The sequence below is a fragment of the Flavobacterium crassostreae genome, assembly GCF_001831475.1.
GTDB lineage: Bacteria > Bacteroidota > Bacteroidia > Flavobacteriales > Flavobacteriaceae > Flavobacterium > Flavobacterium crassostreae.
Window position 1 is genome coordinate 2794885 of the sequence record NZ_CP017688.1, and the last position, 24361, is coordinate 2819245.

The 24361-nt window shown below is 35.3% G+C and carries 14 protein-coding genes; 8 read left to right on the forward strand and 6 right to left on the reverse strand.

Going from position 1 to position 24361, the window contains the following annotated elements; translation table 11 throughout:
- Position 1 precedes the first annotated feature (1 nt).
- Both LB076_RS12385 and LB076_RS12390 read left to right on the forward strand, forming a co-directional pair.
- Complete coding sequence (locus LB076_RS12385) at positions 2-1192, forward strand: AAA family ATPase (protein WP_066336777.1); 1191 nt, start codon at positions 2-4, stop codon at positions 1190-1192.
- 8 nt (positions 1193-1200) lie between these two features.
- Positions 1201-4305: a type I restriction endonuclease subunit R gene (locus tag LB076_RS12390; RefSeq protein WP_066336776.1), complete on the forward strand. Its 3105-nt coding sequence runs from the start codon at positions 1201-1203 to the stop codon at positions 4303-4305.
- Between the two features lie 145 nt (positions 4306-4450).
- On the opposite strand, the gene LB076_RS12395 is transcribed toward LB076_RS12390, so the two are convergent.
- Genes LB076_RS12395 through LB076_RS12405 form a run of 3 tightly spaced genes read right to left on the reverse strand, consistent with a single transcriptional unit; the run spans position 4451 to position 6302 of the window.
- Positions 4451-5086 carry a conjugal transfer protein TraD gene (locus LB076_RS12395; protein ID WP_066336774.1) on the reverse strand — a complete coding sequence of 212 codons (636 nt, stop codon included), beginning with the start codon at positions 5084-5086 and terminating at the stop codon, positions 4451-4453.
- A gap of 3 nt (positions 5087-5089) precedes the next feature.
- Positions 5090-5530 (reverse strand): DUF3408 domain-containing protein, encoded by a 441-nt coding sequence (locus tag LB076_RS12400; protein WP_066336772.1) that lies wholly within the window; start codon positions 5528-5530, stop codon positions 5090-5092.
- A 4-nt stretch (positions 5531-5534) separates the two neighbouring features.
- Positions 5535-6302, reverse strand: a complete 768-nt coding sequence (locus LB076_RS12405; protein WP_066336769.1) for a ParA family protein — start codon at positions 6300-6302, stop codon at positions 5535-5537.
- A gap of 698 nt (positions 6303-7000) precedes the next feature.
- On the opposite strand from LB076_RS12405, the gene mobA reads away from it, so the two are divergent.
- Both mobA and mobB read left to right on the forward strand, forming a co-directional pair.
- Positions 7001-7438: a conjugal transfer protein MobA gene (mobA, locus tag LB076_RS12410; RefSeq protein ID WP_066336766.1), complete on the forward strand. Its 438-nt coding sequence runs from the start codon at positions 7001-7003 to the stop codon at positions 7436-7438.
- A gap of 2 nt (positions 7439-7440) precedes the next feature.
- A complete protein-coding gene (gene mobB, locus LB076_RS12415) occupies positions 7441-8724 on the forward strand; it encodes a conjugal transfer protein MobB (RefSeq protein WP_066336763.1) in 1284 nt (427 codons plus the stop codon).
- A gap of 24 nt (positions 8725-8748) precedes the next feature.
- On the opposite strand, the gene LB076_RS12420 is transcribed toward mobB, so the two are convergent.
- On the reverse strand, positions 8749-10128 hold the full coding sequence (locus LB076_RS12420; RefSeq protein ID WP_066336761.1) for a hypothetical protein: 1380 nt from the start codon (positions 10126-10128) through the stop codon (positions 8749-8751).
- A 183-nt stretch (positions 10129-10311) separates the two neighbouring features.
- Here LB076_RS12420 and mobC point away from each other — a divergent pair, with 183 nt between their 5' ends.
- Entirely contained in the window at positions 10312-12312 is a 2001-nt protein-coding gene (gene mobC / locus LB076_RS12425; protein WP_066336759.1) for a conjugal transfer protein MobC, read from the forward strand.
- Positions 12313-12385: 73 nt separating this feature from the next.
- Here the strand turns inward: mobC and LB076_RS12430 are convergent, their stop codons facing one another.
- Positions 12386-17773 (reverse strand): N-6 DNA methylase, encoded by a 5388-nt coding sequence (locus tag LB076_RS12430; protein WP_066336756.1) that lies wholly within the window; start codon positions 17771-17773, stop codon positions 12386-12388.
- Positions 17760-18197, reverse strand: a complete 438-nt coding sequence (locus tag LB076_RS12435) for a DUF1896 domain-containing protein (protein ID WP_066336754.1) — start codon at positions 18195-18197, stop codon at positions 17760-17762. The genes LB076_RS12430 and LB076_RS12435 overlap by 14 nt, the downstream gene beginning before the upstream one ends.
- A gap of 441 nt (positions 18198-18638) precedes the next feature.
- Here LB076_RS12435 and LB076_RS12440 point away from each other — a divergent pair, with 441 nt between their 5' ends.
- From LB076_RS12440 to LB076_RS12450, 3 genes are all read left to right on the forward strand, one after another.
- Entirely contained in the window at positions 18639-19001 is a 363-nt protein-coding gene (locus tag LB076_RS12440) for a hypothetical protein (RefSeq protein ID WP_066336752.1), read from the forward strand.
- Between the two features lie 322 nt (positions 19002-19323).
- The gene (locus LB076_RS12445; protein ID WP_066336744.1) at positions 19324-23145 is read left to right on the forward strand and encodes an efflux RND transporter permease subunit; all 3822 of its coding nucleotides are present in this window, start codon (positions 19324-19326) and stop codon (positions 23143-23145) included.
- Positions 23138-24361, forward strand: coding sequence for a TolC family protein (locus LB076_RS12450; protein WP_066336742.1), 1224 nt, complete (start codon positions 23138-23140; stop codon positions 24359-24361). The genes LB076_RS12445 and LB076_RS12450 overlap by 8 nt, the downstream gene beginning before the upstream one ends.

Here is a 24361-nt window from a genome sequence, read left to right on the forward strand (position 1 = left end):
TATGGCAGAGTCATTAAAAAATATAGCACAATCGCTTAAAGATGCTAATAAAAAAGTACAATTGATTTATGCTTTCAATGGCACAGGTAAAACAAGGCTTTCACGTGAGTTTAAAGAATTAATTGCTCCTAAAAATCATGAGGCTGAGGAAAACGAAGAGGAATCAGGTGTCAAAATACTTTATTATAATGCATTCACTGAAGACTTATTTTTTTGGGATAATGATTTAGATTACGATGTAGATAGAAAATTGAAAATTCAATCTAATAATTATACCACTTGGGTATTAGTTAAACAAGGACAGGAACCTAATATATCGAAACATTTTCAACGCTATACAAACGATAAATTAACACCACGGTTTAATGAACAATATGTTGTTAAGGATAAGGAAGATAGGGATATAACGATTCCAGCTTATTCTGAAGTTCGTTTCTCATTTGAGCGTGGAAATGAAGAGCCTTCTGAGTTTGTTAAAATTTCCAAAGGAGAAGAAAGCTGTTTTATTTGGAGTGTTTTTTACAGTTTATTAGAGCAAACAATAAGTGTATTAAATGTAGTAGAGAAAGGTGAACGAGAAACAGATCAATTTAATGATTTAGAATATATTTTTATTGATGACCCAGTAAGTTCATTAGATGACAATCACTTAATTGAGCTTGCTGTTAATATCGCTGAAATGATAAAGTCGAGTCAATCTAATTTAAAATTTATTATAACAACACACAATCCTTTGTTTTACAATGTGCTATTTAATGAAACTGGCAATAAGGCTTGCTATATGCTAAATAAGTTTGAAGATAGTACCTATGACTTAGTTTTAAAAAATGGAGACTCGAATAAAAGTTTTTCATATCACCTTTTTCTCAAACAAACCATAGAAGAAGCAATTGAGACAAATAATATTCAAAAATATCACTTTACACTACTTCGAAACCTTTATGAGAAAACAGCAAATTTTCTAGGATACCCAAAATGGTCGGAGTTACTACCTAATGATAAGCACACCTATTATAACAGAGTAATTCAATTTACGAGTCACTCAACATTATCAAATGAAGCAGTACCTGAACCTACAGAACCAGAAAAACAAATCGTAAAGTTTTTACTAGATCATTTAGTTAATAGTAAATATTGGAAAGAAGAAATAGCAGCTGCTGCACCAGAAGTAGCTGAAATCGCAACAACATAAACTGAATTATGACGCAGTATAAAACCATAGCAGAATCAAACAATTTCATTGTTTTAGATAAATACACCAAGTATTCAGAGTTAAATGAGCCTCCTGCAGTTTATCAAACGGAAGCCGCTTTGGAGAAGGAATTTATCCAAGACTTAATCAATCAAGGTTATGAGAATCCGAACCTAAATACTATCGAGTCCATGATGGCTAATGTACGAGTACAATTGCAAGCGCTCAACAATATGGTATTTTCAGATAGTGAATGGGCTAGATTTATGGAGGAATATTTAGACAAACCAAGTGACAACCTTGTTGAAAAAACAAGAAAAATTCATGAAAATTATATCTACGATTTTGTTTTTGATGATGGCCATATCCAAAACATTTACTTAGTAGATAAAAAAAATATTGCTCGTAATAAAGTACAGGTAATTAAGCAGTTTGAACAAAAGGGAACGCATACCAATCGTTATGATGTTACAATTTTAGTCAATGGCTTGCCTTTAGTACAAGTAGAACTAAAAAAGCGTGGTGTAGCCATTCGTGAAGCATTTAATCAAGTGCATCGCTATACAAAAGAGAGCCTTAACAGTACAAATTCTCTTTTTAAATACTTACAGATTTTTGTAATCTCCAACGGAACAGACAGCCGCTATTTTGCTAACACCGTGGAACGAAACAAAAACAGTTTCGACTTTACTATGAATTGGGCAAAAGCCGACAATACACTGATTAAAGACCTTAAAGATTTTACGACAACCTTTTTTGAAAAACGTACCTTGTTAAATGTGTTGCTTACGTATTCAGTTTTTGACACAAGTGATACCTTGCTTATTATGCGACCGTATCAAATTGCAGCAACAGAAAGAATGTTATGGAAAATTTCAAGTTCATTTCAATCCAAAATTTGGTCTAAAGTAGAAAGTGGTGGTTATATTTGGCACACCACAGGTTCAGGTAAAACGCTGACCAGTTTTAAAGCGGCTCGTTTAGCTACTGATTTATATTTCATTGACAAAGTTTTCTTTGTAGTAGATCGTAAAGATTTGGACTTTCAAACCATGAAAGAATACCAAAGATTTTCGCCAGATAGCGTAAACGGTTCCGACAGTACCGCAGGTTTGAAGAGAAATATTGAAAAAGAGGACAATAAGATAATTGTCACAACCATTCAGAAGCTAAATCATCTAATGAAAAGCGAGAATGATTTAGCCATTTATCAAAAGCAAGTGGTATTTATTTTTGATGAAGCTCACCGTTCTCAATTTGGTGAAGCACAAAAGAACCTGAATAAGAAATTTAAAAAATTCTATCAATTTGGTTTTACAGGTACACCAATATTTCCTCAAAATGCTTTAGGTGCAGAAACAACAGCCAGTGTTTTCGGTCGAGAATTGCACTCTTATGTAATTACTGATGCCATTAGAGATGAAAAAGTACTAAAATTTAAAGTAGATTACAATAATGTTCGTCCAAAGTTTAAGGGTATCGAAACAGAACAAGATGAGAAAAAATTAACTGCTGCAGAAAACAAAAAAGCATTTTTACATCCTGGGCGTATCAAAGAAATTTCGCAATACATTCTCAATAATTATGGAATAAAAACACACAGAAATCAAGGAGGAAAACAGGGTTTCAATGCCATGTTTGCCGTAAGTAGTGTCGATGCAGCTAAATGTTATTATGAGGAATTAAACCGACTACAAAAAGATATTGAAAAGCCTTTAAAAATTGCAACGATATTCTCCTTTGCTGCCAACGAAGAACAGAGTGCCATCGGTGAAATAGTCGACGAAAACTTTGAACCATCGGCATTGGATAGCAGTGCCAAAGAATTTTTAACGGCTGCGATAAGCGACTATAACGCAATGTTTAAAACCAGTTTTGGAGTGGAAAGCAAAGAATTCCAAAACTACTATCGTGATCTTGCAAAACGTGTGAAAAGTAAAGAAATTGATCTAATCATCGTAGTGGGTATGTTTCTTACTGGTTTTGATGCACCAACATTGAATACCTTATTTGTAGATAAAAATTTACGCTATCATGGATTAATGCAAGCTTTTTCACGTACTAATCGTATTTATGATGCCACAAAAACCTTTGGAAACATTATTACTTTCAGAGATTTAGAAACAGCTACGGTTGATGCTATAACCTTATTTGGAGATAAAAACACCAAAAACGTAGTACTTGAAAAAAGCTACAAAGAATATTTAAAAGGTTTTACAGACATTGCAACAGGACATGCACGTAGAGGTTTCATAGATGTGGTAAATGACTTAAATGAAAAGTTCCCAAATCCAGATGAAATAGTAACAGAAAAAGACAAAAAAGAGTTTTCAAAACTATTCGGAGAGTATTTACGAGTAGAAAACATACTACAGAATTACGATGAGTTCACCAACCTCAAAGCACTTCAAACAATAGATATAAAAGATACTGCAGCCCTTGAATCATTTAAAGAAGCTCACTTTGTAACAGACGAGGAATTAGCTACAATGCAAGAGATAAGCTTGTTACCTGAAAGAACAATTCAAGATTATCGCTCAACTTATAATGACATTCGTGATTGGTTTAGACGTGAGAAAAATGGCAAAGAAGCAGAACAATCAGATATTGATTGGGATGATGTAGTATTTGAGATAGACTTGCTTAAATCTCAAGAAATAAATTTGGATTATATTCTTGAATTAATTTTTGAGCATAATAAAAAGAACAAAGACAAAGCCACTTTAATAGAAGAAATCCGTAGAGTGATTCGTGCAAGTATAGGCAATAGAGCAAAAGAAAGTTTAGTAGTCGATTTCATTAACGAAACAGACCTTGAAATTATTCAAGATAAAGCGAATGTTATAGACTCATTCTTCAAATATGCTCAGGAAAAACAGAAAAAAGAGGTTTCAGAATTAATTTTAGAGGAAAATTTAAATGAGGATGCAGCAAAACGATATATTACAGCATCTTTAAAGCGTGAATTTGCGAATGAAAACGGTACTGAACTCAATAGTATTTTACCAAAAATGAGTCCTTTAAATCCTCAATATTTGACTAAAAAGCAAAGTGTTTTTCAAAAAATAGCCACTTTCGTAGAAAAATTTAAAGGTGTTGGTGGTCAGTTATAATCAAATTTTTGAAAGAACAGATTGAACGAAACATTTTGACAAGTATGTGTGTTCTAACTGAATTTAATACTGATTGAATGTTTACAGTTATAATTAGGTACTTTTTGATTTTGAAAAGTGGGTAGAGAAAATGATATTGGGTTGCTTACACAAACTCCCCAATGTCAAAATCCTCGAAATCATTTTTCCGCAAAATGGAAGAACCAGTTTCCGTTTCAGAAGAAAGGCTGTTGTCCAATAGCTCGGCTATTTTACGTGAAGCACCTTCCATAGAATTTTCCAGTAGGCTGAATAATTCGGTTCCTTGTATTTTCTGTACAATGGCAACCGCTGTTTCCTTTTGGATTGGCTCCCATTTGTCTTTCTGAAGCAGCTCCCCCACAGAATTTAGTTCTTCAAAAGTAACACCTTGGGCAAAACCGTTACCACCATCGGATAATTTATACCTGTTCCATTCTTCTTCCTCTTCTTCAAAATCAGGCCTATTTCTGAAAATTTCGTCCAGCTCTTCCTGCGGAATTTGAATGGCGACGTTTTCATTTTCGTCGTATTCTATGTCAAAATTATCAGGATTAATTTCCAGTTCTTCAACTTGGTTTTCAGTGGCATTGTTTGGCATCGAAAGGCTTTTCCTAGGTCTAGGTTGCCCCATAATATCGGGCAGTTTAGGGTTGCTTTTTTCCTGTATCGACTTTCTTTCTGAACTTTTTTTGATTACAATCTTATCCTGCAAAAGTAGGGCAATGATTATCAGCAGGCATATCACAATTACTATTTCCATAACTTATAAAATAGGTTTGTATTTATCATTAAAACTCTTGGTAATCTGCTCTCCAAATTCCTGAAAATGGTAGTCCAGCAAATTGTCTAAATAGCCGTAAATGGTTATTTTGTCTTCACCGATTACTTGTGCAATGCGTGACAATTTTTCGTGAAAATCTGGTCGGATATAAACCGTTTTTCCATCTCGGGCATTCGTGTCTGTTCTTTTGAAAAAGAGGCTTTCGTAATCTGTTTCGTTTGTTTTTTTAATTTTGGTCTTTTCCTTCGCAGCAGGTTTCTCCAATGGCAATTTTTCTGGCGCAACATTTTCCTTTTTGGGTGTTTCAATAAGTGGCTCCACAGGTAATTGTAATCCCTCTTTTTTTACGCCATCTACCATCAGGCTCATCATCAGTTCCTCGTTAATATCAGGCGTACTTTTTTTCTTATTTTCTTTTTCCATTGGGCTATAATTCAATGATTTTTAAAAACTCATTTATAAATTGATCTAACTGACTGGCTTTCATCAAGCGTTCGTCGGGTGGCATTACGGTAGAGCGGAAAACGGCTTTGCTGTTTACTTCGCTTTCTTTGCGAAAACGCGTGCTGTTTTTGATTTGGCTCTGCATCAGGCTTAATCCCAACTGGTCAATGAGTTGGTTATAAATGGCATATAAAGGGGTGCTTTCCCTACCATCAACCTGGTTCCAAAACAGGTTAATGGTTTCTATGGAAGTTTCGCCTTTTTTCATAATTACATCCTGCAAGAGTTGTGTAAAAATGAGCGTACTTTCCATTACCACACGGTCTGCCGTAATAGGTGTAAAAATATGGTGCATTCCTGCCAGTGCATTCAAAATACCAGGCGTGTTAACCGTTCCGGGCAGGTCAAAAAAGACCACATCAATTGGTATTGAAGAACTACTTAAAAATTCGTGAGCAGTTTCCAATACGCTATCAGCTCTGGCTTGCATAATTGGGTAAGCTTTTTTGTTTATCGTGGTAAATTGTTTGTACGCAAGCTTTTTCAAAGATTCGTTTTCCATTACCATCGCCAAATCTCTTGACTTCATTTTCATTAGACTGTGCTGTGGAAAATCGGCATCAAATACGGCTACATTATAGCCTAATCGATAGTGCATTGTACTTGCAACCAATGTTGTAAATGTACTCTTACCAACACCGCCTTTTTGAGATGAAAAGGCGATAAATACTGTTTTGTGTTTTGCATTCATATTTCAACTGTTTTTTTAATTACTTATATCCTCAATTACTTAGGTATGCATATAGGTTTGTATCTCTATACAGAATTATATACCTAGGTACATAATTATTCACCAAGCTATTTATGTACTTGAATACATTTTTATGGCTATAAGCGGATAGTTTCGTACAACCATAAATACTTATTTATATACCTGTTTTTTTGCATACACATTTGCATATTTAAGTATTTCAATAGGTACTTTTTTACATCTTCACATCTGTATTTATTTACATTGGTAATGATGTACTTACGTTGTTACCTGCATAGCTAATTACATCCCTATATGTGTTTGTAAGTACAAATAAATGCAGATAAATAGGTGTTTACATTATCGTGGTAGTGTTTGGCTTCCAAAGGCAGAGTTTGACCAAGTATAACATTGCAATACTCTTATCAACAGGTGTTTACTTTGTAAAATGAATTTTAATAACGGATTTATGCAAAGCATCTTGATAAAATGGAGACTAAGCAGAACGGCATCGAGCCGTTTTTCCCTGCTACATTTAATCCGTCCCGCAGGGCGGATTTTTGTGTTCATCAGAACACGGCAAGTTGTGTTTTGAGCATCTCGAAACGATTTCGGATGCTCAAAACAACTTGCCCTGCCGGGGGCTGAAAAACACCTTCCGAAGTCAGGGTTTTGTGTAAATTATAAATGAATTTGTGATGAACGAAAACAATAGAAAACAATTAAAAAAGACCGGACGCCGACTTAAAGAAGATCCGGCGAAGTTTAGATATACAATTTCCTTCAATGATGAAGAGCACAGCCGATTTCTTGCTCTTTTTGAACAATCGGGAATGCTAGTAAAGGCACATTTTATCACTTCCTGCATATTTGAAAAAACAATAAAGACCATTCAAATTGACAAAGGCACAGTGGATTTCTATATGCGATTGACCTCGTTTCACAGTCAATTTAGATCGGTCGGTGTAAATTACAATCAGATTGTAAAGCTGTTGTACAAGAATTTTTCAGAGAAAAAAGCATCCGCTTACCTCTATAAATTGGAAAAGCAGACGGTTGAAATGGTTATATTATGCCAAAATATCATTCAGTTAATGGAAGAATTTGAAGCAAAACATCTAAAAAAACAAGATTAAAAATGATAGCAAAGATTGGCAGAAGCAGTAATTTATACGGTGCGTTGGCGTACAATAATCTTAAGGTAGAAAAGGAAAACGGACAAATTCTGTTTGCCAATAAGATAATTGAAACATCAAGCGGTCATTATTCCGTAGCACAATTAAGCCAATCTTTTGCCCCTTATCTTACTGCAAATCGAAATACCGAAAAACATACGTTGCATATTTCGCTCAATCCCGATCCGAAAGATAATGTCAGTGATGAAAAATTCAGAGATTTGGCAGAGCAATATATGCGTGAAATGGGTTACGGCGAACAGCCTTTTGTGGTGTTCAAGCATACTGATATTGACAGAACGCACATCCATATAGTTTCGGTTTGTGTGAATGAAGAAGGCAAAAAGATTTCAGATAAATTTGAGAAAATGCGGTCTATGAATGTGTGCCGAGAACTCGAAAGGCAACACGGGTTAATATCTGCAACAGAAAAAGAGCATCGAAGAAACGACAAGATTTTTAGTCCTGTAAATTACAAAGCTGGAGATGTGAAAAGTCAGATAGCTTCGGTAGTTCGCCATTTGCCAAATTATTACAAATACCAGACTTTGGGCGAATACAACGCACTGCTTTCGTTATTCAATATTACTACTGAAAAAATGGAAGGTGAATTGCAAGGAAAACCTCAGAAGGGTTTATTGTATATTCCTTTAAATGAAAAAGGAGAAAGAGCGGGACATCCGTTCAAGGCTTCTCTTTTCGGAAAAAATGCGGGACTTCAATCTTTAGAATTACATTTTGAGAACTGTAAAACAGCTTTGAAAAACCATCCAAGCCAAAAAACTTTGAAATCAGCAGTTACTATTGCACTGCAATCAACAAATGATGAAGTGAGTTTTAGTAAACAATTATTAGAACAAGGAATTAATGTAGTGGTTCGTAGGAATGATGCAAAACGGATTTATGGGATAACTTTTATTGACCATAATACCAAATCGGTCTGGAATGGTTCCCGATTATCAAAAGAACTTTCTGCCAATACTTTTAATGATTATTGGAACAGTAACATCAAACCCGCAATCAAAGAAACTGATGAGCCAAGAACTAAGGTATCTAAATCAAACAATATAGCGGATTTACCTGTGGAAAAACCTCATCATTTATTCGATTTCTTGAATACTGAAAAACGCGAAGACGGTTTGATTGAAGCATTAGGAGGTTTATTGCCCGAAACACAGGGCGAAGATTACGAGGAAAGGGATTTTGCTAATAGAATGAAGAGGAAACGGAAACGAAGTGCAAATTAAATATTTACAGCTATTGATTAAAAATTATGGTAATTCTTTGTCCCAGTGTGAAGCGTCTTCTATCATTACCTCATCTTCAGGAATAATCAAAAAAGTATTTTTAATAGGAAGAACAGGGTTGATAAATGATGTAGCTGTACTCACAGTTTCATCAAAGTACCAGTCCATATAAGATCTTGTATAAGACTGAAAATAGTGGTAAAAAATCCAACCCAGTTTATTGCTTTTAGGATCAATATTAGACATTGTATTTATGAGCTTTTCAGTTCTAGCCATTTCAACTTCGGGACCATCAAAAGTTTCCATCCCAATATGAATAATAGAATTGGCCTCGGGATTAAATTGAGAAATAGCACTTTTTATTTGGCGTCTAACATCCCGGGCTTTTGCATTAAGCGCATTTTCGGAATCACAATAACAATGCACACCGAACGCTTTTGCAATTTCATTAATGTAAAGGTTGTTTGCTTCTCCATCTCCCACATAATAGAAAGTACCTAAAAAACCAGATGTAAACGCTGAATGATCTACTTCTTTTTTAGCTATTAACTCGAATAATTGCGGCGAGTTATTTTTTACTAAATACTGTTTTAAGTGGTTTTGAATAAGTTCAATATCCACAAATGAAAGTTCAATATCCACGCTCTCGTTAGATATAATTTTACACGGAATTTTAGTTGTAGATATGATATCATTCAACAGATCAAATAAATAGCTATCAGGAAGGGAAACCAACTCTACGTGAAATTTTATGTCAAGCAGTATATTAAATTGAAGTAGTAGTTTGCTGATTTGAGATATCATTATTTGACGTTTCTTGGTTTCCTTATAAGTATAATCGGCGGTTTTCATTTGACGTTTACATTCGACTTGCCATTTTTCTGTTCCTTTGACTACTTCAAAGTCAGGAGTTTTTGGCCCTTTTCCTTCTTCAATTATCTTAACTTCCCAACCATTCCTAACCCATAATAGAGCTGTAAGAACCTCGAAAAGTATTGCATCAGCTTCGGATGTTCTTTTCTTAAACATTTCCCGCATCTTTTTATTTATTCCCTCAATTTTTGCAACGAGATTGACATCCATGCCAATTCTTTTAAATATAGGAATAACTCTTGCTCCTTGAAAGTATTCATACTTATGGGGTTCAAACAAATAAACATGAACTAAATATAGATACCATCCTATCTGATCTTTTTTAACTACAAGGAGAGTTCCTTCACTAATAGGTTCTGAAAATGGTTCGCTGGATCTAACAATATTACTTAAATAGTTCTCTATTTCATTTTTTCTTTTTAGCCAATCCTTATCAGAGATAAAAGATTTAAACCAGTTGTATGCGTTTTCAATATCTATATCCTTCACTGGATTTATTGGGAACTGAGAAAGTGGAATTGTTGGTATCATGCTATTTTTATTTTTGAGTTGTAAATAGTCATACAAATTACTGTTTATTATAATTGTAGGCAAACAGAATAATTACTTCATTTAATCAGACAAATACCGACACTTAAAGCCAAAGAATACCACATTGTCACAACTACTCTTTAGAGCCTTTAAATTCACGCCCGAACATTAAAAATTAAAATAATGCAGGGAGAAGACGATTTAAGAGGACTTGCCAAGATTATGGCGTTTATGAGAGCAGTGAGCATTCTTTTGGTACTGATGCACCTTTATTGGTTTTGCTACGGTTTCTTTATAGAGCGTGGCTGGACACTAGAACTCATCAACAAAGTATTAGGCAATTTTCAACGGACGGCAGGCTTGTTTTCGCATACCCTGTATACCAAAATATTTGCCATAGTTCTATTAGCATTAAGCTGTTTAGGAACTAAAGGCGTAAAGAATGAAAAGATAACTTGGACAAAAATTTATATTGCTTTGGGATTTGGTTTTTTTCTGTTTTTTCTCAATACATTTCTGCTGAAATCAACAATCAACAGCTCTACATTTCTGTATATCCTTACCACAGGTTTAGGCTACATCGCTTTGATGGTAGCTGGGGTTTGGATGAGCCGTTTACTTCACACTAACCTGATGGAAGATGTTTTCAATAATGAAAACGAAAGTTTTATGCAGGAAACCAAATTAATGGAAAACGAATATTCTGTCAATCTCCCCACAAAATTTTATTACAAAAACAAATGGAATAACGGCTGGATAAACATCGTCAATCCTTTTAGGGCAACTATTGTTTTAGGAACTCCAGGTTCCGGAAAATCCTATGCCATTGTAAACAGTTACATCAAGCAACAGATTGAGAAAGGTTTCAGTATGTATATCTACGATTTCAAGTTTGATGATCTTTCTACCATTGCTTACAACCATCTTTTGAAGCACGGCGATAAATACAAAGTTAAACCCAAATTTTACGTCATCAACTTTGATGATCCTAGAAAGAGCCACCGATGCAATCCACTCAATCCAGATTTTATGACGGATATATCAGATGCTTACGAAGCGGCTTATACTATAATGCTAAACCTCAACCGAAGCTGGATACAAAAGCAGGGCGATTTCTTTGTAGAAAGTCCGATTATATTATTGGCAGCCATTATTTGGTATCTCAAAATTTATGACAATGGGAAATACTGCACCTTTCCACACGCCATTGAATTATTGAACAAGAAATATTCGGATGTATTTACCATTCTGACTTCATATCCTGATTTGGAAAATTATCTTTCGCCTTTTATGGATGCTTGGCAAGGCGGAGCTCAAGACCAATTGCAAGGGCAAATTGCATCGGCGAAAATTCCTTTGTCAAGAATGATTAGCCCGCAATTGTACTGGGTAATGACAGGCGATGATTTTTCACTGGACATTAACAATCCTAAAGAACCAAAGATTTTGTGCGTTGGTAACAATCCCGATCGTCAAAATATCTATTCCGCAGCATTGGGTTTGTATAATTCAAGAATTGTAAAACTCATCAATAAAAAAGGGCAATTAAAGAGTTCTGTAATTATAGACGAGTTGCCTACGATTTATTTTAGGGGGCTTGATAATCTGATTGCTACAGCAAGATCTAACAAAGTTGCTGTTTGTTTGGGCTTTCAGGATTATTCGCAATTGATAAGGGACTATGGAGATAAGGAAGCAAAGGTTATCCAAAATACTGTTGGTAATATTTTCTCTGGTCAAGTTGTGGGCGAAACGGCAAAAAGTTTATCGGAACGTTTCGGGAAAGTTTTGCAGAAACGTCAGAGTTTATCAATCAACAGAAACGACACTTCAACTTCAATATCGACACAATTAGATAGTCTAATTCCAGCTTCTAAAATCTCAACTTTAACACAAGGTATGTTTGTAGGTGCTGTTTCGGATAATTTTGATGAACGTATTGAGCAAAAGATTTTCCACGCTGAAATTGTTGTGAATAACGAAAAAGTGGCTTCCGAAACAAAAATTTATCAAAAAATACCTCAGATTTTATCCTTTATAAATGAGCAAGGTGAAGACCAAATGAAACAAGAAATCGAAAGCAATTATCGCCAGATAAAAAAAGACATCGTTCTAATTATTGCAACGGAATTGAAGCGGATTAAAAATGATCCTGATCTGCAACATTTGGTACAAAAAGAATAATTAAATATAAAAAAAACTGTTCATCATCTTCTAGCCCTTATTTTTACAATAGTTACAGTACAACTCACAATAATCATCTGGATAAATTATAACATTTTGTCACTGCTATTGTTTCGGAAGTATTGGAAACCGACGATTGTTCTTTTACTGCTTCTGTTTGCTGTTCTTTATTTTCGTTAGTAATCGACAATTGTATTTTTCTGTCGATAGAAGCCAATTCTGTTTTCAATTCGCTCAATCTACTTTCCTTTGTCCACGTACCTTTAACTATTTCATGAAGTATCGGTAAATCTTTTTTTAGTTCCGTAATTTTCTTTTGTTCCTGCTCAATATAGCCAGAGACCTTTTCCAGTGCATTGAGAAAGTTCATAGATGCCAATTTTGCATCGCTGGCAATAATACCATTATTATAAGTGTATTTAATATTGCCTTCGCCCTGCACCAAAAAGCGATTTACTCTTATATCCACACCCTCTTTTTCAGACATTTCGGTTTTAACCAACAACGTAAATCCGTATAATGCACCTATTTCTTCATACTGACCTCCTGTGCGGGATTTGTCTGCAATCTGGTTGAGTTTGGCACCAATCTGTTTGATATCCGCATTGGGCGACAAATCATACAATAAAATAGGATTTGCAATAGTATCGTCTGAATTTTTCTGTATGCGTTGTTGCAGGTTATTCCAATCGAGGCTCATCCGTTCCAATCGTGATTGAGCGCTTTCCAACATAGAAGTAACATCCTCCAATTTGTATTTAGAACTGACTTTAGAGCGGTTGAAAGCCTGTTTTTCGCTTTCCAGTCCTGCAACTTGTTTTTCAATTTTTGCTTTATCCAAAAGGTCGGTATTTCCCGAAAGTATAGCTACATATTCCGAAAAGTTCATACCCGACTTTTCATCCATACTGCCTTCATCAATGGTACGTTTGCCAAGGTTATTAGTTTTAAGTTGGTCTATAAAAAGTTGCTTGTTGTACAAGAGATTGAACTTATAGCTATCCAACGATTTTTCGGTAGCATAAATAATTACATCCACTTTATTGTTTGCAAAATGTTTCGCAATTTCATTACCCTTTCGTATTGCTCTTCCATCCCTTTGAGTAAGGTCGCTTGGGCGCCAAGGCGTATCTAAATGATGAACTGCAACAGCTTTTTTCTGTGCATTCACGCCAGTTCCGAGCATACTTGTAGAGCCAAATATTACACGGATTTTGCCTTCGTTCATATCTTTGATTAGTCCTTTACGTTGGTTATCGTTTTTGGCTTCCTGTATAAAACGAATTTCGTGTGCTGGAATGCCGTGATTTTCCACCAATTTGCGTTTGATCTCAGAATACACATTCCACTCGCCAGGCTTGTAGGTGCCAAGATCGGAAAAGATAAACTGTGTACCTTTCTGTGCATTGAATTTGTTGTAATATTTCGAAATGTTTGCCGCACAATGAGATGCTTTATTGTCAGGATGGTCATCATATCTACCACCAACCATTCGCATATCTAAAGACATCTTTCGGGCATAGTCGGTAGCGATAAGCATTTTAGCTTTTTCTTCTCGTTGCGATAAAGGTGCTCTTCCCAACAAAGTAGCATTGCCCGATTTTGCAAAATCCATCAGATTTTGGATAAATGCTGTCTGGTCGGGTGTTGGTGGAATGTTATACAGTATTTCGTTCTTTTCAGGGCGGTCAATGCCAATATCTTTTGCTGTTCTGTAATCTGTAATTTCAGAATAAAACTGTGCTAGTTCAGGCACTTTGATAAAGTAGCGGAAACGTTCTTTTGCTACGATATTGTTGGCTACAGAAAATTCGTAATCCGTAGTTTTTCTAGCATAAATAGCCGACCAAGCATCGAAACAATTAATGCCTTGTTTTTCTAAAGCTCTTGGTCGTAGGTATTTGAATAAAAGGTATAATTCCGTAAGCGAGTTACTAATTGTTGTGCCCGAAAGGAAAGTCGCACCCATATCCGCTTGTATTTTGTCTTGAATGGTTCGGATGGCAAAGAGCAGGTTCATTGCTTTTTGGCTTCCATCTACATTTCCCAATCCAGCAACCCTTGTGTGCCGTGTGTTGAACATCAGATTTTTGAACTGATGGCTTTCATCTACAAATAGATGGTCGATGCCCATCATTTTAAAGTCCACAATATCATCCTTTCGGTTATCAATATCGTGTTGCAGGGTTTTAAGTTTTACTTCAAGGTTTTCTTTACGTTTGATAGCACCAGCAAGCATTCCACGGGTAACTTCGCTACCTTCTGATTTTAGAGCATCGAGATTTCGTTCTACACTGTCTAATTCATTTTCGAGAATTTCCTTTTGCATTTCGGGCGATTGCGGTATCATACCGAACTGGTCGTGGGTTAATATCACACAATCCCAATCGTTATTTTTGATATCCCCGAAAATTCGCAATCGTTTTTTTGGCGTAAAATCTTCTTTGCCAGGATAGAGAATTTTTGCGTGTGGATAGGCGGTTCTGTAAGCTTCTGCAATTTCGTGAACATTACTTTTTAGTCCGATAATCATCGGTTTGTGTGCCAAACCTAAACGCTTCATTTCTTGTGAAGCCGTACACATTACCAATGTTTTCCCTGCACCGACTTCGTGGTCACAAATTGCACCGTTGTTAAGCTTTATCATCCAAACAGTATCTTTTTGGCTCGAATACAAGTCATCAATACCTAAAGATTTTCTATCCAAACCCGGAAATTCCTGATGGCTTCCATCATAATTCGGTCGTACAAAACAGTTGAATGTGTTGTTATATTGGTCAGTCAACCTATTTTTAAATTCATCGTTTTGAGCGTGAAGCCAATCGGTAAAGGCGGTGCGGATTTCGTCAATCTTGGTGTTCGCCATCTGTACGGCTTCCATATCCCTGACCTTGACTTCTTGGTCACCAACCTTGATTTTTTTAGTAATGTCTGGTGTGGTGTTTACGAGTGCGTGTTTAAGCAAAGCAATCCCATCAAAGGTTCTACTCTCTGATTTTACGGCATATTTATCCCATATATGCACATTCTTTTGATTGCACTTTACCGAAAAATCATCCGAACTTTCGGAATAATGGATATTGACTTCCGTATCAAACAAGTGCGAAGCAAAACGGGCATAAATCCCTGTGGGTATCCAGCGTTCGCCGAGATTGAAATCCAGTTCTTCAAACTCAATGCGTCTTGGTTTGGCTTCTTCCAAAACCGTAAGACTTACTTTGGCTTCTGCATCATCGGGACTACTTTCAAGATAGGCTTTGACCTCTTCAGATTTCTCTACTATATTTCCAGCAATCCATCGCTCGGCTATATCATATTCCTTTTGTAGAGGATTATAGAAAATACGACCGTGTAGAGCCTCTTTCAAAGCATCGGCAGGCATACTGCTGATTTCGGACATATAATACAAATCCACCTTGCCGTATTTGTTCAGTGATGATGCTAAAGCTTCATCAGGATTGTCTGTTGCTAAAGTGGTAGTAGAAAAAGTAACGGGACGACTGAATATATCCGCCTTATGCACCACACCACCAACTACACGTTCCAGATAAGGAATTTCTTTCCCTGCACTGTCTGTTTTAATCAATTTGATATTTTCGGCACTGTTCAAATTGCCATATCTTTTTACAAAAACATCATACAAATTATTCAGCGTTTCCCTTTCTACTGTATGTTCGTTTTGCTTTTCGGCTTCCTTTTGATACAAATCGAGATAGCTATCTCTTACTGAAATGTAGGCTTCGGCTCTTACTTTCTGCAATGATGGTAATTGCAAGGGATGGAACATTGCCGTTGCTCCATTTTTATCAACATCTTGCAAATGACCAACACAACCATTATCTATAACAAGACAATCACTTCGATGAAATGATTGTAATCCTTTGCTGTATAGAGCAGGTTCGGGAATGGTACTGACAACGGTTTGCTTTTGAGCCTGACCATTTCCGTTTAAGTCCGAAAACAGGTCGCCGATAACTTCCTCTTTTTTGCTGACAGCTGAAGTATTTCCATTGGTATTTCCATTTGAAATTGGAGGGATATAAGGTGGCTGTATCGCCGAACTGAACAAGTCTGCTTGGCGAACAATATTGGCTCTTCGCTTCGTGGAAGTTTGCCTTTGAGTTTGAGTACCTTTTTTTGGTGGAGCAATAACCGCTACTGGTTCGTCCACATTTTCAAACAAGTCGAAAATGCTTAATTGTTTTAATTCATTTGGATTTTCCTGAATGGTTACAGGTGTTGGTTTAATCGTTATAGGCTCTACAATGGGAGCTGTAACAGTTGTTGTAATTGGAATTTGTATGTTCGGCTCGCCTTTGTATAAACTCAAATTCAGATGATTTTCAAAATCTTCTGAAAGCATTTTTTTAAGGTCTTTGGTAATGCCGGTAACGCCATCTTTATGCGTATAAATTAAGGCTGGTTTTCCATAAGGGTCGGTGTCTAATTTTCTATCGGTATGAACAATTCTTGTGCTATCCTGAAAAAAAGCATTGTTTGGTGTATTATATTCTGTTGTATTACTTTGGCAAAACAGTTCTTCCACTTCGGTCAGACTTTGTTTTGCCGTATTTTTTTGCAGGATAATCAGGTCGCTTCCAACTTCTGTACCTGCATATTCAGTAAACAGATTATTTGGCAATCTAACAACCGAAACCAGATTACTATTCTGCATCAACGCCCTGCGTATCGGTTCGTTTTTTGGGCTATTTAGAATACCCTGCGAGGTAACAAATGCCAACAAGCCACCGTCACGGAGCATATCCGTTCCTTTTAAAAAAAAATAATTGTGGATGCTTCGGGATGCCTGTATTTTTGCTTCGTCCTTACTTCGGGAATATGAAAGGTCAAATATGGAAGTATCGCCAAAAGGGATATTACTTGCAATTACATCATAAGTGTTTTGTTCCTTTTTGGGTATTTCCTCAAAACCACTTATACGGATATTGCTTTCGGGATAAAGCTGTTTTAAAATCTTGCCTGTCAGCAAATCCTTTTCATAAGCCGTTACATTGGGTTGCTGGTTTTCGGAAAAGGATTGTATGAAAGAGCCGATACCTGCGGAAGGTTCAAGGAATTTTTGAATGTTCAAACCGCTATCACTCAATGTTGAAGAAATTGCATCTATAACCTGTGGCGGTGTATAAAAAGCCGTCAGCACCGAACTTTTCATACTGTCCACATACCTGCGGTATTGCTTTTCGTCTTCGGAATTTTCTCTTAATAGTTGGTGGAGCTCCTGTGTAAGTGGAAATAAATCATGTTCAGTTTTTCGCCAATTATTGATGTCTATTTCATTTTCTATGGGGTTTAATACGAATTTAAGACCGCCAAATCCGCTGTATTGCATCATTAGCAGTCTTTCGCCTATGGTAGTTTGTCGGTTCTCCTTTTCAATTTTGAAAGCAATTCGTAAGGCATCAATGTTCTGTTGGAGATGTTGCTTTTTACTGAAGCCCATTTTCCGCTATCCATATTGCGATGGTTCCGGTTATTTCGGTGTAGAGCTGGTCATACTCATAACCATAAGCGAAGTCATCAGTTAGTTCATAGTTGGAGAAAATAGGTTCACAAACACGGAACATTTTTAAAGCAAATGGTCGCAATTCTTCATCTGCCATTATGGTGTCGAACTCATTACAAACCACCTGAAACACGGTATCGAACTTAGAAAAATGTAAACCATCGAAAAGAATATAATTGGCTATTTCGTTACATTTGTCAATATCGTTACCAGATTGAAAAGCACCCTCGTAAGCAGTGCTTGCCCACGAGGAACGTTGATTGATGAATTTTTTATCGTTTGCTTTTTCGGGGAAACTGGTGTTTAATAATTCTTGTAGTCGTAACCTGAAATACGATAGGTCTTTCTGTTGCGTATCCATACTATAATTTTGTTTAAAATTTTTCTTGAAATTTAAAATTAGAGCAGGAAGTGAAAGAATTTAAAGATGTGGTAGGGTTTGGCTTTAAAAGGTAGGGTTTGACCTAAAAAGTAAAACCTCTTTTTTAAGACCTTTTAAAACTCACAATACCATAATGAGTATTTCTAAATTCTCTATCTTGTGTTATTCATTATATTTAACACTGTAAATTTAATCAGGCACTGAATGAATCGAATTAAAGCAGTTCTGAAAGAAAAATGACTCTAATGCTTGACTTGCTAAATAGTTAGACAAAAGTTATAATACTATAAATGAGTTAATTTTTCAGATTATAATCCTATCACTAGTTTTTAATAAAAAACACAACTGATTTGTTTTTTTTATATTGATTAAGAAAAAATAGATATAATTTAACTACTTTTGTTTCAAATTATAGTCTAAATGAAAAGCATTTACATTCTAGCGTTAGTCCTTTTTGGCTTCTTACTGATGCCAAATAGTACTTTTGCGTGTAAAAGTCATTTAGAAAAAACGGCTTGTCACAAAGAAACTTCATCAAGTAGTGATAAGATGGAATGTTGTAAAAAAAATAGCCAGTCAAAAAAAATGAATTGCAATGGTAAATGTGGTCATACAAATTGTGTTACTACTACTGCTAGTCAATTTAGTGCTGTTTTTTTAGAAATTGAGTTCCGTAAAAATAATAATATTGATTTCTTCGAGAAAAAACAAAGTTTTTTCTATTCACAAAACAAGATCTCTACTGGTTTTACTTCGATTTGGCTTATTCCTAAAATAGGCTAAACATAATTTTGATAGCCATAAGTGCGTCTATTCTCTAACAATTTACATTCCTTTTTTTATTAGTTGCTAAACTATTTTAGTAATTGATATCGGTAATTTGTCATACAATCACGCTTTACTTCACTATCAAACTTGAATTTATTTACAATTAAACATCGATAACCTCTATCAATGTAATTGCACTAATAAATTTTATTTCCAAAAATTAGAATTTCTTTTTCTTCGAGTTACACTATTCAAAATGGCATAATGTAGTATCGTATGATTGATTCTTTTTTTTAAATAATGTATTCAAAGAAAACCATATAATATTACATGGGTTATGTTAGAAAAAATCATTAAATATTTCCTTGAGAATAAACTTGTTACAGGACTTATTTTTTTCATTATTATTGTTTGGGGAATAGCAACATCTCCATTTGATTGGCAAGTTCCATTTATTCCATCAAGCCCAGTTGCCGTTGATGCAATACCTGATATTGGGGAAAACCAACAAATTGTATTTACACAATGGCCTGGTCGTTCACCTCAAGACATTGAGGATCAAATCTCGTATCCATTAACGACTTATTTACTAGGAATCCCTGGCGTTAAATCTATTAGGAGCAATTCTATTTTTGGTTTCTCAAGTATCTACATCATTTTTGATGATGATGTTGAGTTTTACTGGTCTAGATCTAGAATTTTAGAGAAACTAAATTCACTACCTTCAAATTTACTACCTGAAAATGTAAACCCTGCTTTAGGTCCAGATGCAACAGCATTGGGTCAAGTATATTGGTATACTATTGAAGGTCGGGATAAAAACGGTAACCCAACAGGTGGCTGGGATTTAGACGAAATCCGTTCAACACAAGACTTTTATGTAAAATATGGACTAAATGCCGTTAAAGGAGTTTCAGAAGTTGCATCCATTGGTGGTTTTGTTAAAGAATATCAAATCGATGTAAATCCAGATGCTTTGAAAGCATTCAATATTTCCCTTGCAAAGGTGATGTCGGCAGTACAAAAATCGAACAAAGATGTTGGTGCTAAAACCATAGAGATCAATCAAGCAGAGTATTTAGTTAGAGGTCTTGGTTACATCAAAAATGTATCTGATATCGAATTAGCCGTAGTTGCAGTACAAAACAATGTACCCATTCGCATAAAAGATATTGGTATTGTCAGTTTAGGACCGGCAATTCGAAGAGGTGCTTTAGACAAAGGTGGTACCGAAGCAGTTGGTGGTGTAATTATTGCGCGCTACGGTTCTAATCCGCTTGAGGTAATAAACGGAGTAAAAGCCAAAATAAAAACAATTTCATCAGGATTACCTAAAAAAACTCTTGCAAATGGTGTTGTTAGTCAGTTGACTATTGTTCCCTTTTACGATCGTACCCAATTAATACACGAAACAATTGGAACCCTAGAAATGGCACTTTCACACGAAGTTTTAATTAGTGTTATTGTCGTTTTAATTTTACTTTTTAACCTTAGAGCATCTTTAATAATATCAAGTTTATTACCCGTTGGCGTACTGTTGACGTTTATAATCATGCGTTATACTGGCGTCGATGCCAATGTCGTAGCGCTTTCTGGTATTGCTATCGCTATTGGTGTAATGGTTGATATTGGTGTGGTTTTTACAGAAAATATTATTCGACATCTTGACTTACCCGAAAATGCAGGAGTAAAAGGCAAACAACTCATGAATGTAATTTATGAAGCAACAATAGAAGTCGCATCTGCCATTACTACCGCACTTGCCACAACTATTGTCAGTTTTATTCCAGTATTTACTATGGAATCTGCTGAAGGAAAACTTTTTAGACCATTAGCATTTACCAAAACATTTGCGCTTGTGGGAGCTTTTATACTTGGGCTAATTATATTACCCGCTTTAGCACATCTTGTTTTCGGAATTGATTATGATAAAAAAAGAGTCAAAAGATTTTGGTCTTATGTACTTATTGCAGTAGGTATTTTATTAAGTGTTTATTTTAAAATAATATTTCCCTTATCTCTTTGTTTAATCGGATTATACGATTTATTCAATTATAAAATTCCACCCAAGTACAAAGTTTATCTCAAACATTTTAATATTATATTAGTTTTGCTTGTTGTTTCCTATTTTCTTACAGTTGAGTGGATGCCACTTGGCCCACAAATTAGCGTAATTGGTAATTATTTATTTGTAATTGTACTATTAGGATTAATTCTGGGAGCCTTACTTACTATTGTCCATTATTATGAAGCAGTACTGCGTTGGTGTTTGGCCAATAAGGGGAAATTCATGCTATTACCGCTAGTTACTTTATTATTTGGGTTACTTGCTTGGATTGGCTTTAATTCAACGTTTGGTTTTGTAGCCAATGGTTTTACTAAATTAGGTTGGGATATTAGAAGTTCAAAAATATGGTCTGTTCCATCTCATGCCTTCCCTGGAACTGGGTCAGAATTCATGCCATCACTTAATGAAGGTAGTTATCTTTTAATGCCTACGTCAATGCCACATGCAGGTATTGAACAAAACAGAAAAGTAGTTGGTCAACTTGATATGATTTTAAATCATATTCCCGAAGTAGATGTTGCAGTGGGTAAATTGGGACGCGTAGAAAGTGCACTTGATCCTGCTCCTATTTCAATGTATGAAAATACGATCAATTATAAACCCGAATATATTTTATCAGAAAAAGGACATCGACTTCGTTTTAAAGTAGACCGTGAAAATCGATATTTTACACTTAAAGGTGATACTCTTACCCATGCCGATGCCTTAAAAAAAGGAATTAAACTAAAAGATTTAATACTTGATGATAACGGAGAGTTTTACAGAAACTGGCGTGATCACATAAAATCTCCAAATGATATTTGGGATGAAATTATAAAAGCATCCAAAATACCAGGTGTCACCTCTGCTCCAAAATTACAGCCTATTGAAACGCGTTTGGTAATGTTACAAACAGGAATGCGTGCACCAATGGGTATAAAAGTTTTTGGTCCAGATTTAAAAACAATCGGTGATTTTGGATTAGAGTTAGAAAGTATTCTTAAAGAAGTGCCTTCAGTTAAAAAAGAGGCTGTTTTTGCCGATAGAATTGTAGGTAAACCATACTTAAATATAAAAATTAATAGAGAAAAAATTTCGCGTTATGGCTTAAATGTAGAAGACATTCAACAAACGATAGAAACTGCAGTTGGTGGAATGACAATATCTACTACTGTCGAAGGACGTGAGCGATACCCTATTAGAGTTCGCTATCCGAGAGAATTAAGAGACAGTCCCGAGACCATTGCTAAAATTTTAGTTGCCACACCAACAGGAAGCCAAATTCCTCTGGGGCAAATGGTAGATTTTGAATATACGAAAGGGCCTCAAGCCATAAAAAGTGAAGATACTTTTTTAGTAGGTTTTGTTCTTTTTGATAAAAATGACGGTTATGCAGAAGTTGACGTAGTGAATAATGCACAGAAAGCCATTCAAGATAAAGTGGATTCAGGAGCATTAATAATCCCTCAAGGAATTAGTTATAAGTTTTCTGGAAACTATGAAAATCAAGTGAGAGCTATAAAAAGATTGGCCATCGTAATACCATTATGTTTGATTGTTATTTTCTTGTTATTGTATTTTCAGTTTAAAACTGTAATTGCATCTTCCATCCACTTCTCGGGTGTATTTGTGGCTTTTGCTGGTGGCTTTATTTTAATATGGTTATTTGGTCAAGATTGGTTTTTGAATTTTTCCATTGCAGATTTAAACATGCGTGATTTGTTTCAATTGCATCCCATAAACCTTAGTGTTGCAGTTTGGGTCGGATTCATTGCTTTGTTTGGTATTGCTACCGATGATGGCGTAATTATGGGAACTTATATTCACCAAGTTTTTGAAGAAAGAAACCCTCAAACAGTAACCGAAGTTAGAGAAGCGGTAGTTGAAGCAGGAAAGAAAAGAGTAAGACCTGCAATGATGACTGCTGCCGTTGCCATTATTGCTTTACTGCCAGTGCTTACCTCAACTGGTAAAGGAGCAGATATTATGATTCCGATGGCCATACCTACTTTTGGTGGTATGACGATACAAATTATGACCATGTTTATTGTTCCTGTTTTACAGGCGTACTGGAGAGAAAGTGTAATTAAAAAAAATAATAAAAATGCGTAAACTAATTCTAATAACATTGATATTGATTTCTGTTTACAGTCTCAAGGCACAATCAATAAACGATTATTATAAAATAGCCGCCGAAAACAATCCTGAACTCAAGTCAAAACACAAAGAGTTCGAGGCTGCTTTACAAAAGTTGCCACAAGTTAGTTCCTTGGCTGACCCTAATTTTGCTGTAGGATACTTTGTATCTCCAGTTGAAACAAGATTGGGACCACAAAACATGAAACTATCACTTACTCAAATGTTCCCTTGGTTTGGTACTTTAAAAGCACAAAAAGACGTTGCAGCCTTACTTGCCGAAAGTAAATACCAATCTTTCTTAAACAGTAAAAATGCTTTGAACGTACAAGTTGCTACGGCTTATTATGCAATATATGAAGTAAAAAAGATGAAAATCATTGAAGAGGATAATATCAAAATTTTAGAATCCTATTACAATATTTCCAATGCAAAATTAGCCAATGGGAATGGTAGTGTTGTTGATGTGCTTCGTGTGGATATTTTAATTAAAGATGCACAAACAAATTTGAGCATACTTGATAAAAAAGAAACTTCTTTAATAGCATGGTTTAACAGTATTCTCAATAGGAAATATGATGAAAAAGTTACGATCGAAAAAGAGATTCTGGTAGAAGAAGTAGCAATTGCAAGTAGCAGAGATTCTATCGCAAACAACCCATTGCTTCAAGAAATTGAATTAAAAAAACAGGCTTCAGAAGCAAATACTATCGCCGCAAGAAAACAAGGGCTTCCTAAAATTGGCGTTGGTGTAGATTATATTTTTGTTGGTGAGGGTATGAATAATTCTCCCGATTCAGGTAAAAATGCCTTTATGCCGATGGTTTCTTTAAGTTTGCCAATATTCAGGAAAAAATACAATGCTGCTATCGAAGAATCCAAGTTAATGCAGGAAAGTTATGAATATCAAATGCAAGCAACTCAAAATAAACTCAACGGTAATTATTACCAAATCGCATTTGAATTAGAGAAACAACAAGACCTATTAAAATTGTATGATACGCAAGTTACCATTTTAGGAAAAAGTTTGAACCTACTTTTCTCTTATTATAGTAATGCCAATAAAGATTTTGAGGAAGTACTTAGAATGCAACAAGAGTTACTAAAATATCAAAGACTTAAAGTAACAAGTCAAAGTGCTTATTACACAAAATTAGCAGAACTCAATTACTTAACAGCAAAGCAATTTTAG

Bases quoted from the DNA above. Each gene is read 5' to 3' on its own strand.
- LB076_RS12390 (WP_066336776.1), top strand. From the start codon at position 1,201: ATGACGCAGTATAAAACCATAGCAGAATCAAACAATTTCATTGTTTTA.
- mobA (WP_066336766.1), top strand. From the start codon at position 7,001: ATGAACGAAAACAATAGAAAACAATTAAAAAAGACCGGACGCCGACTT.
- LB076_RS12440 (WP_066336752.1), top strand. From the start codon at position 18,639: ATGAAAAGCATTTACATTCTAGCGTTAGTCCTTTTTGGCTTCTTACTG.
- LB076_RS12385 (WP_066336777.1), top strand. From the start codon at position 2: ATGGCAGAGTCATTAAAAAATATAGCACAATCGCTTAAAGATGCTAAT.
- LB076_RS12445 (WP_066336744.1), top strand. From the start codon at position 19,324: ATGTTAGAAAAAATCATTAAATATTTCCTTGAGAATAAACTTGTTACA.
- LB076_RS12400 (WP_066336772.1), bottom strand. From the start codon at position 5,530: ATGGAAAAAGAAAATAAGAAAAAAAGTACGCCTGATATTAACGAGGAA.
- LB076_RS12395 (WP_066336774.1), bottom strand. From the start codon at position 5,086: ATGGAAATAGTAATTGTGATATGCCTGCTGATAATCATTGCCCTACTT.
- mobC (WP_066336759.1), top strand. From the start codon at position 10,312: ATGCAGGGAGAAGACGATTTAAGAGGACTTGCCAAGATTATGGCGTTT.
- LB076_RS12405 (WP_066336769.1), bottom strand. From the start codon at position 6,302: ATGAATGCAAAACACAAAACAGTATTTATCGCCTTTTCATCTCAAAAA.
- LB076_RS12435 (WP_066336754.1), bottom strand. From the start codon at position 18,197: ATGGATACGCAACAGAAAGACCTATCGTATTTCAGGTTACGACTACAA.
- LB076_RS12420 (WP_066336761.1), bottom strand. From the start codon at position 10,128: ATGATACCAACAATTCCACTTTCTCAGTTCCCAATAAATCCAGTGAAG.
- LB076_RS12430 (WP_066336756.1), bottom strand. From the start codon at position 17,773: ATGGGCTTCAGTAAAAAGCAACATCTCCAACAGAACATTGATGCCTTA.
- mobB (WP_066336763.1), top strand. From the start codon at position 7,441: ATGATAGCAAAGATTGGCAGAAGCAGTAATTTATACGGTGCGTTGGCG.
- LB076_RS12450 (WP_066336742.1), top strand. From the start codon at position 23,138: ATGCGTAAACTAATTCTAATAACATTGATATTGATTTCTGTTTACAGT.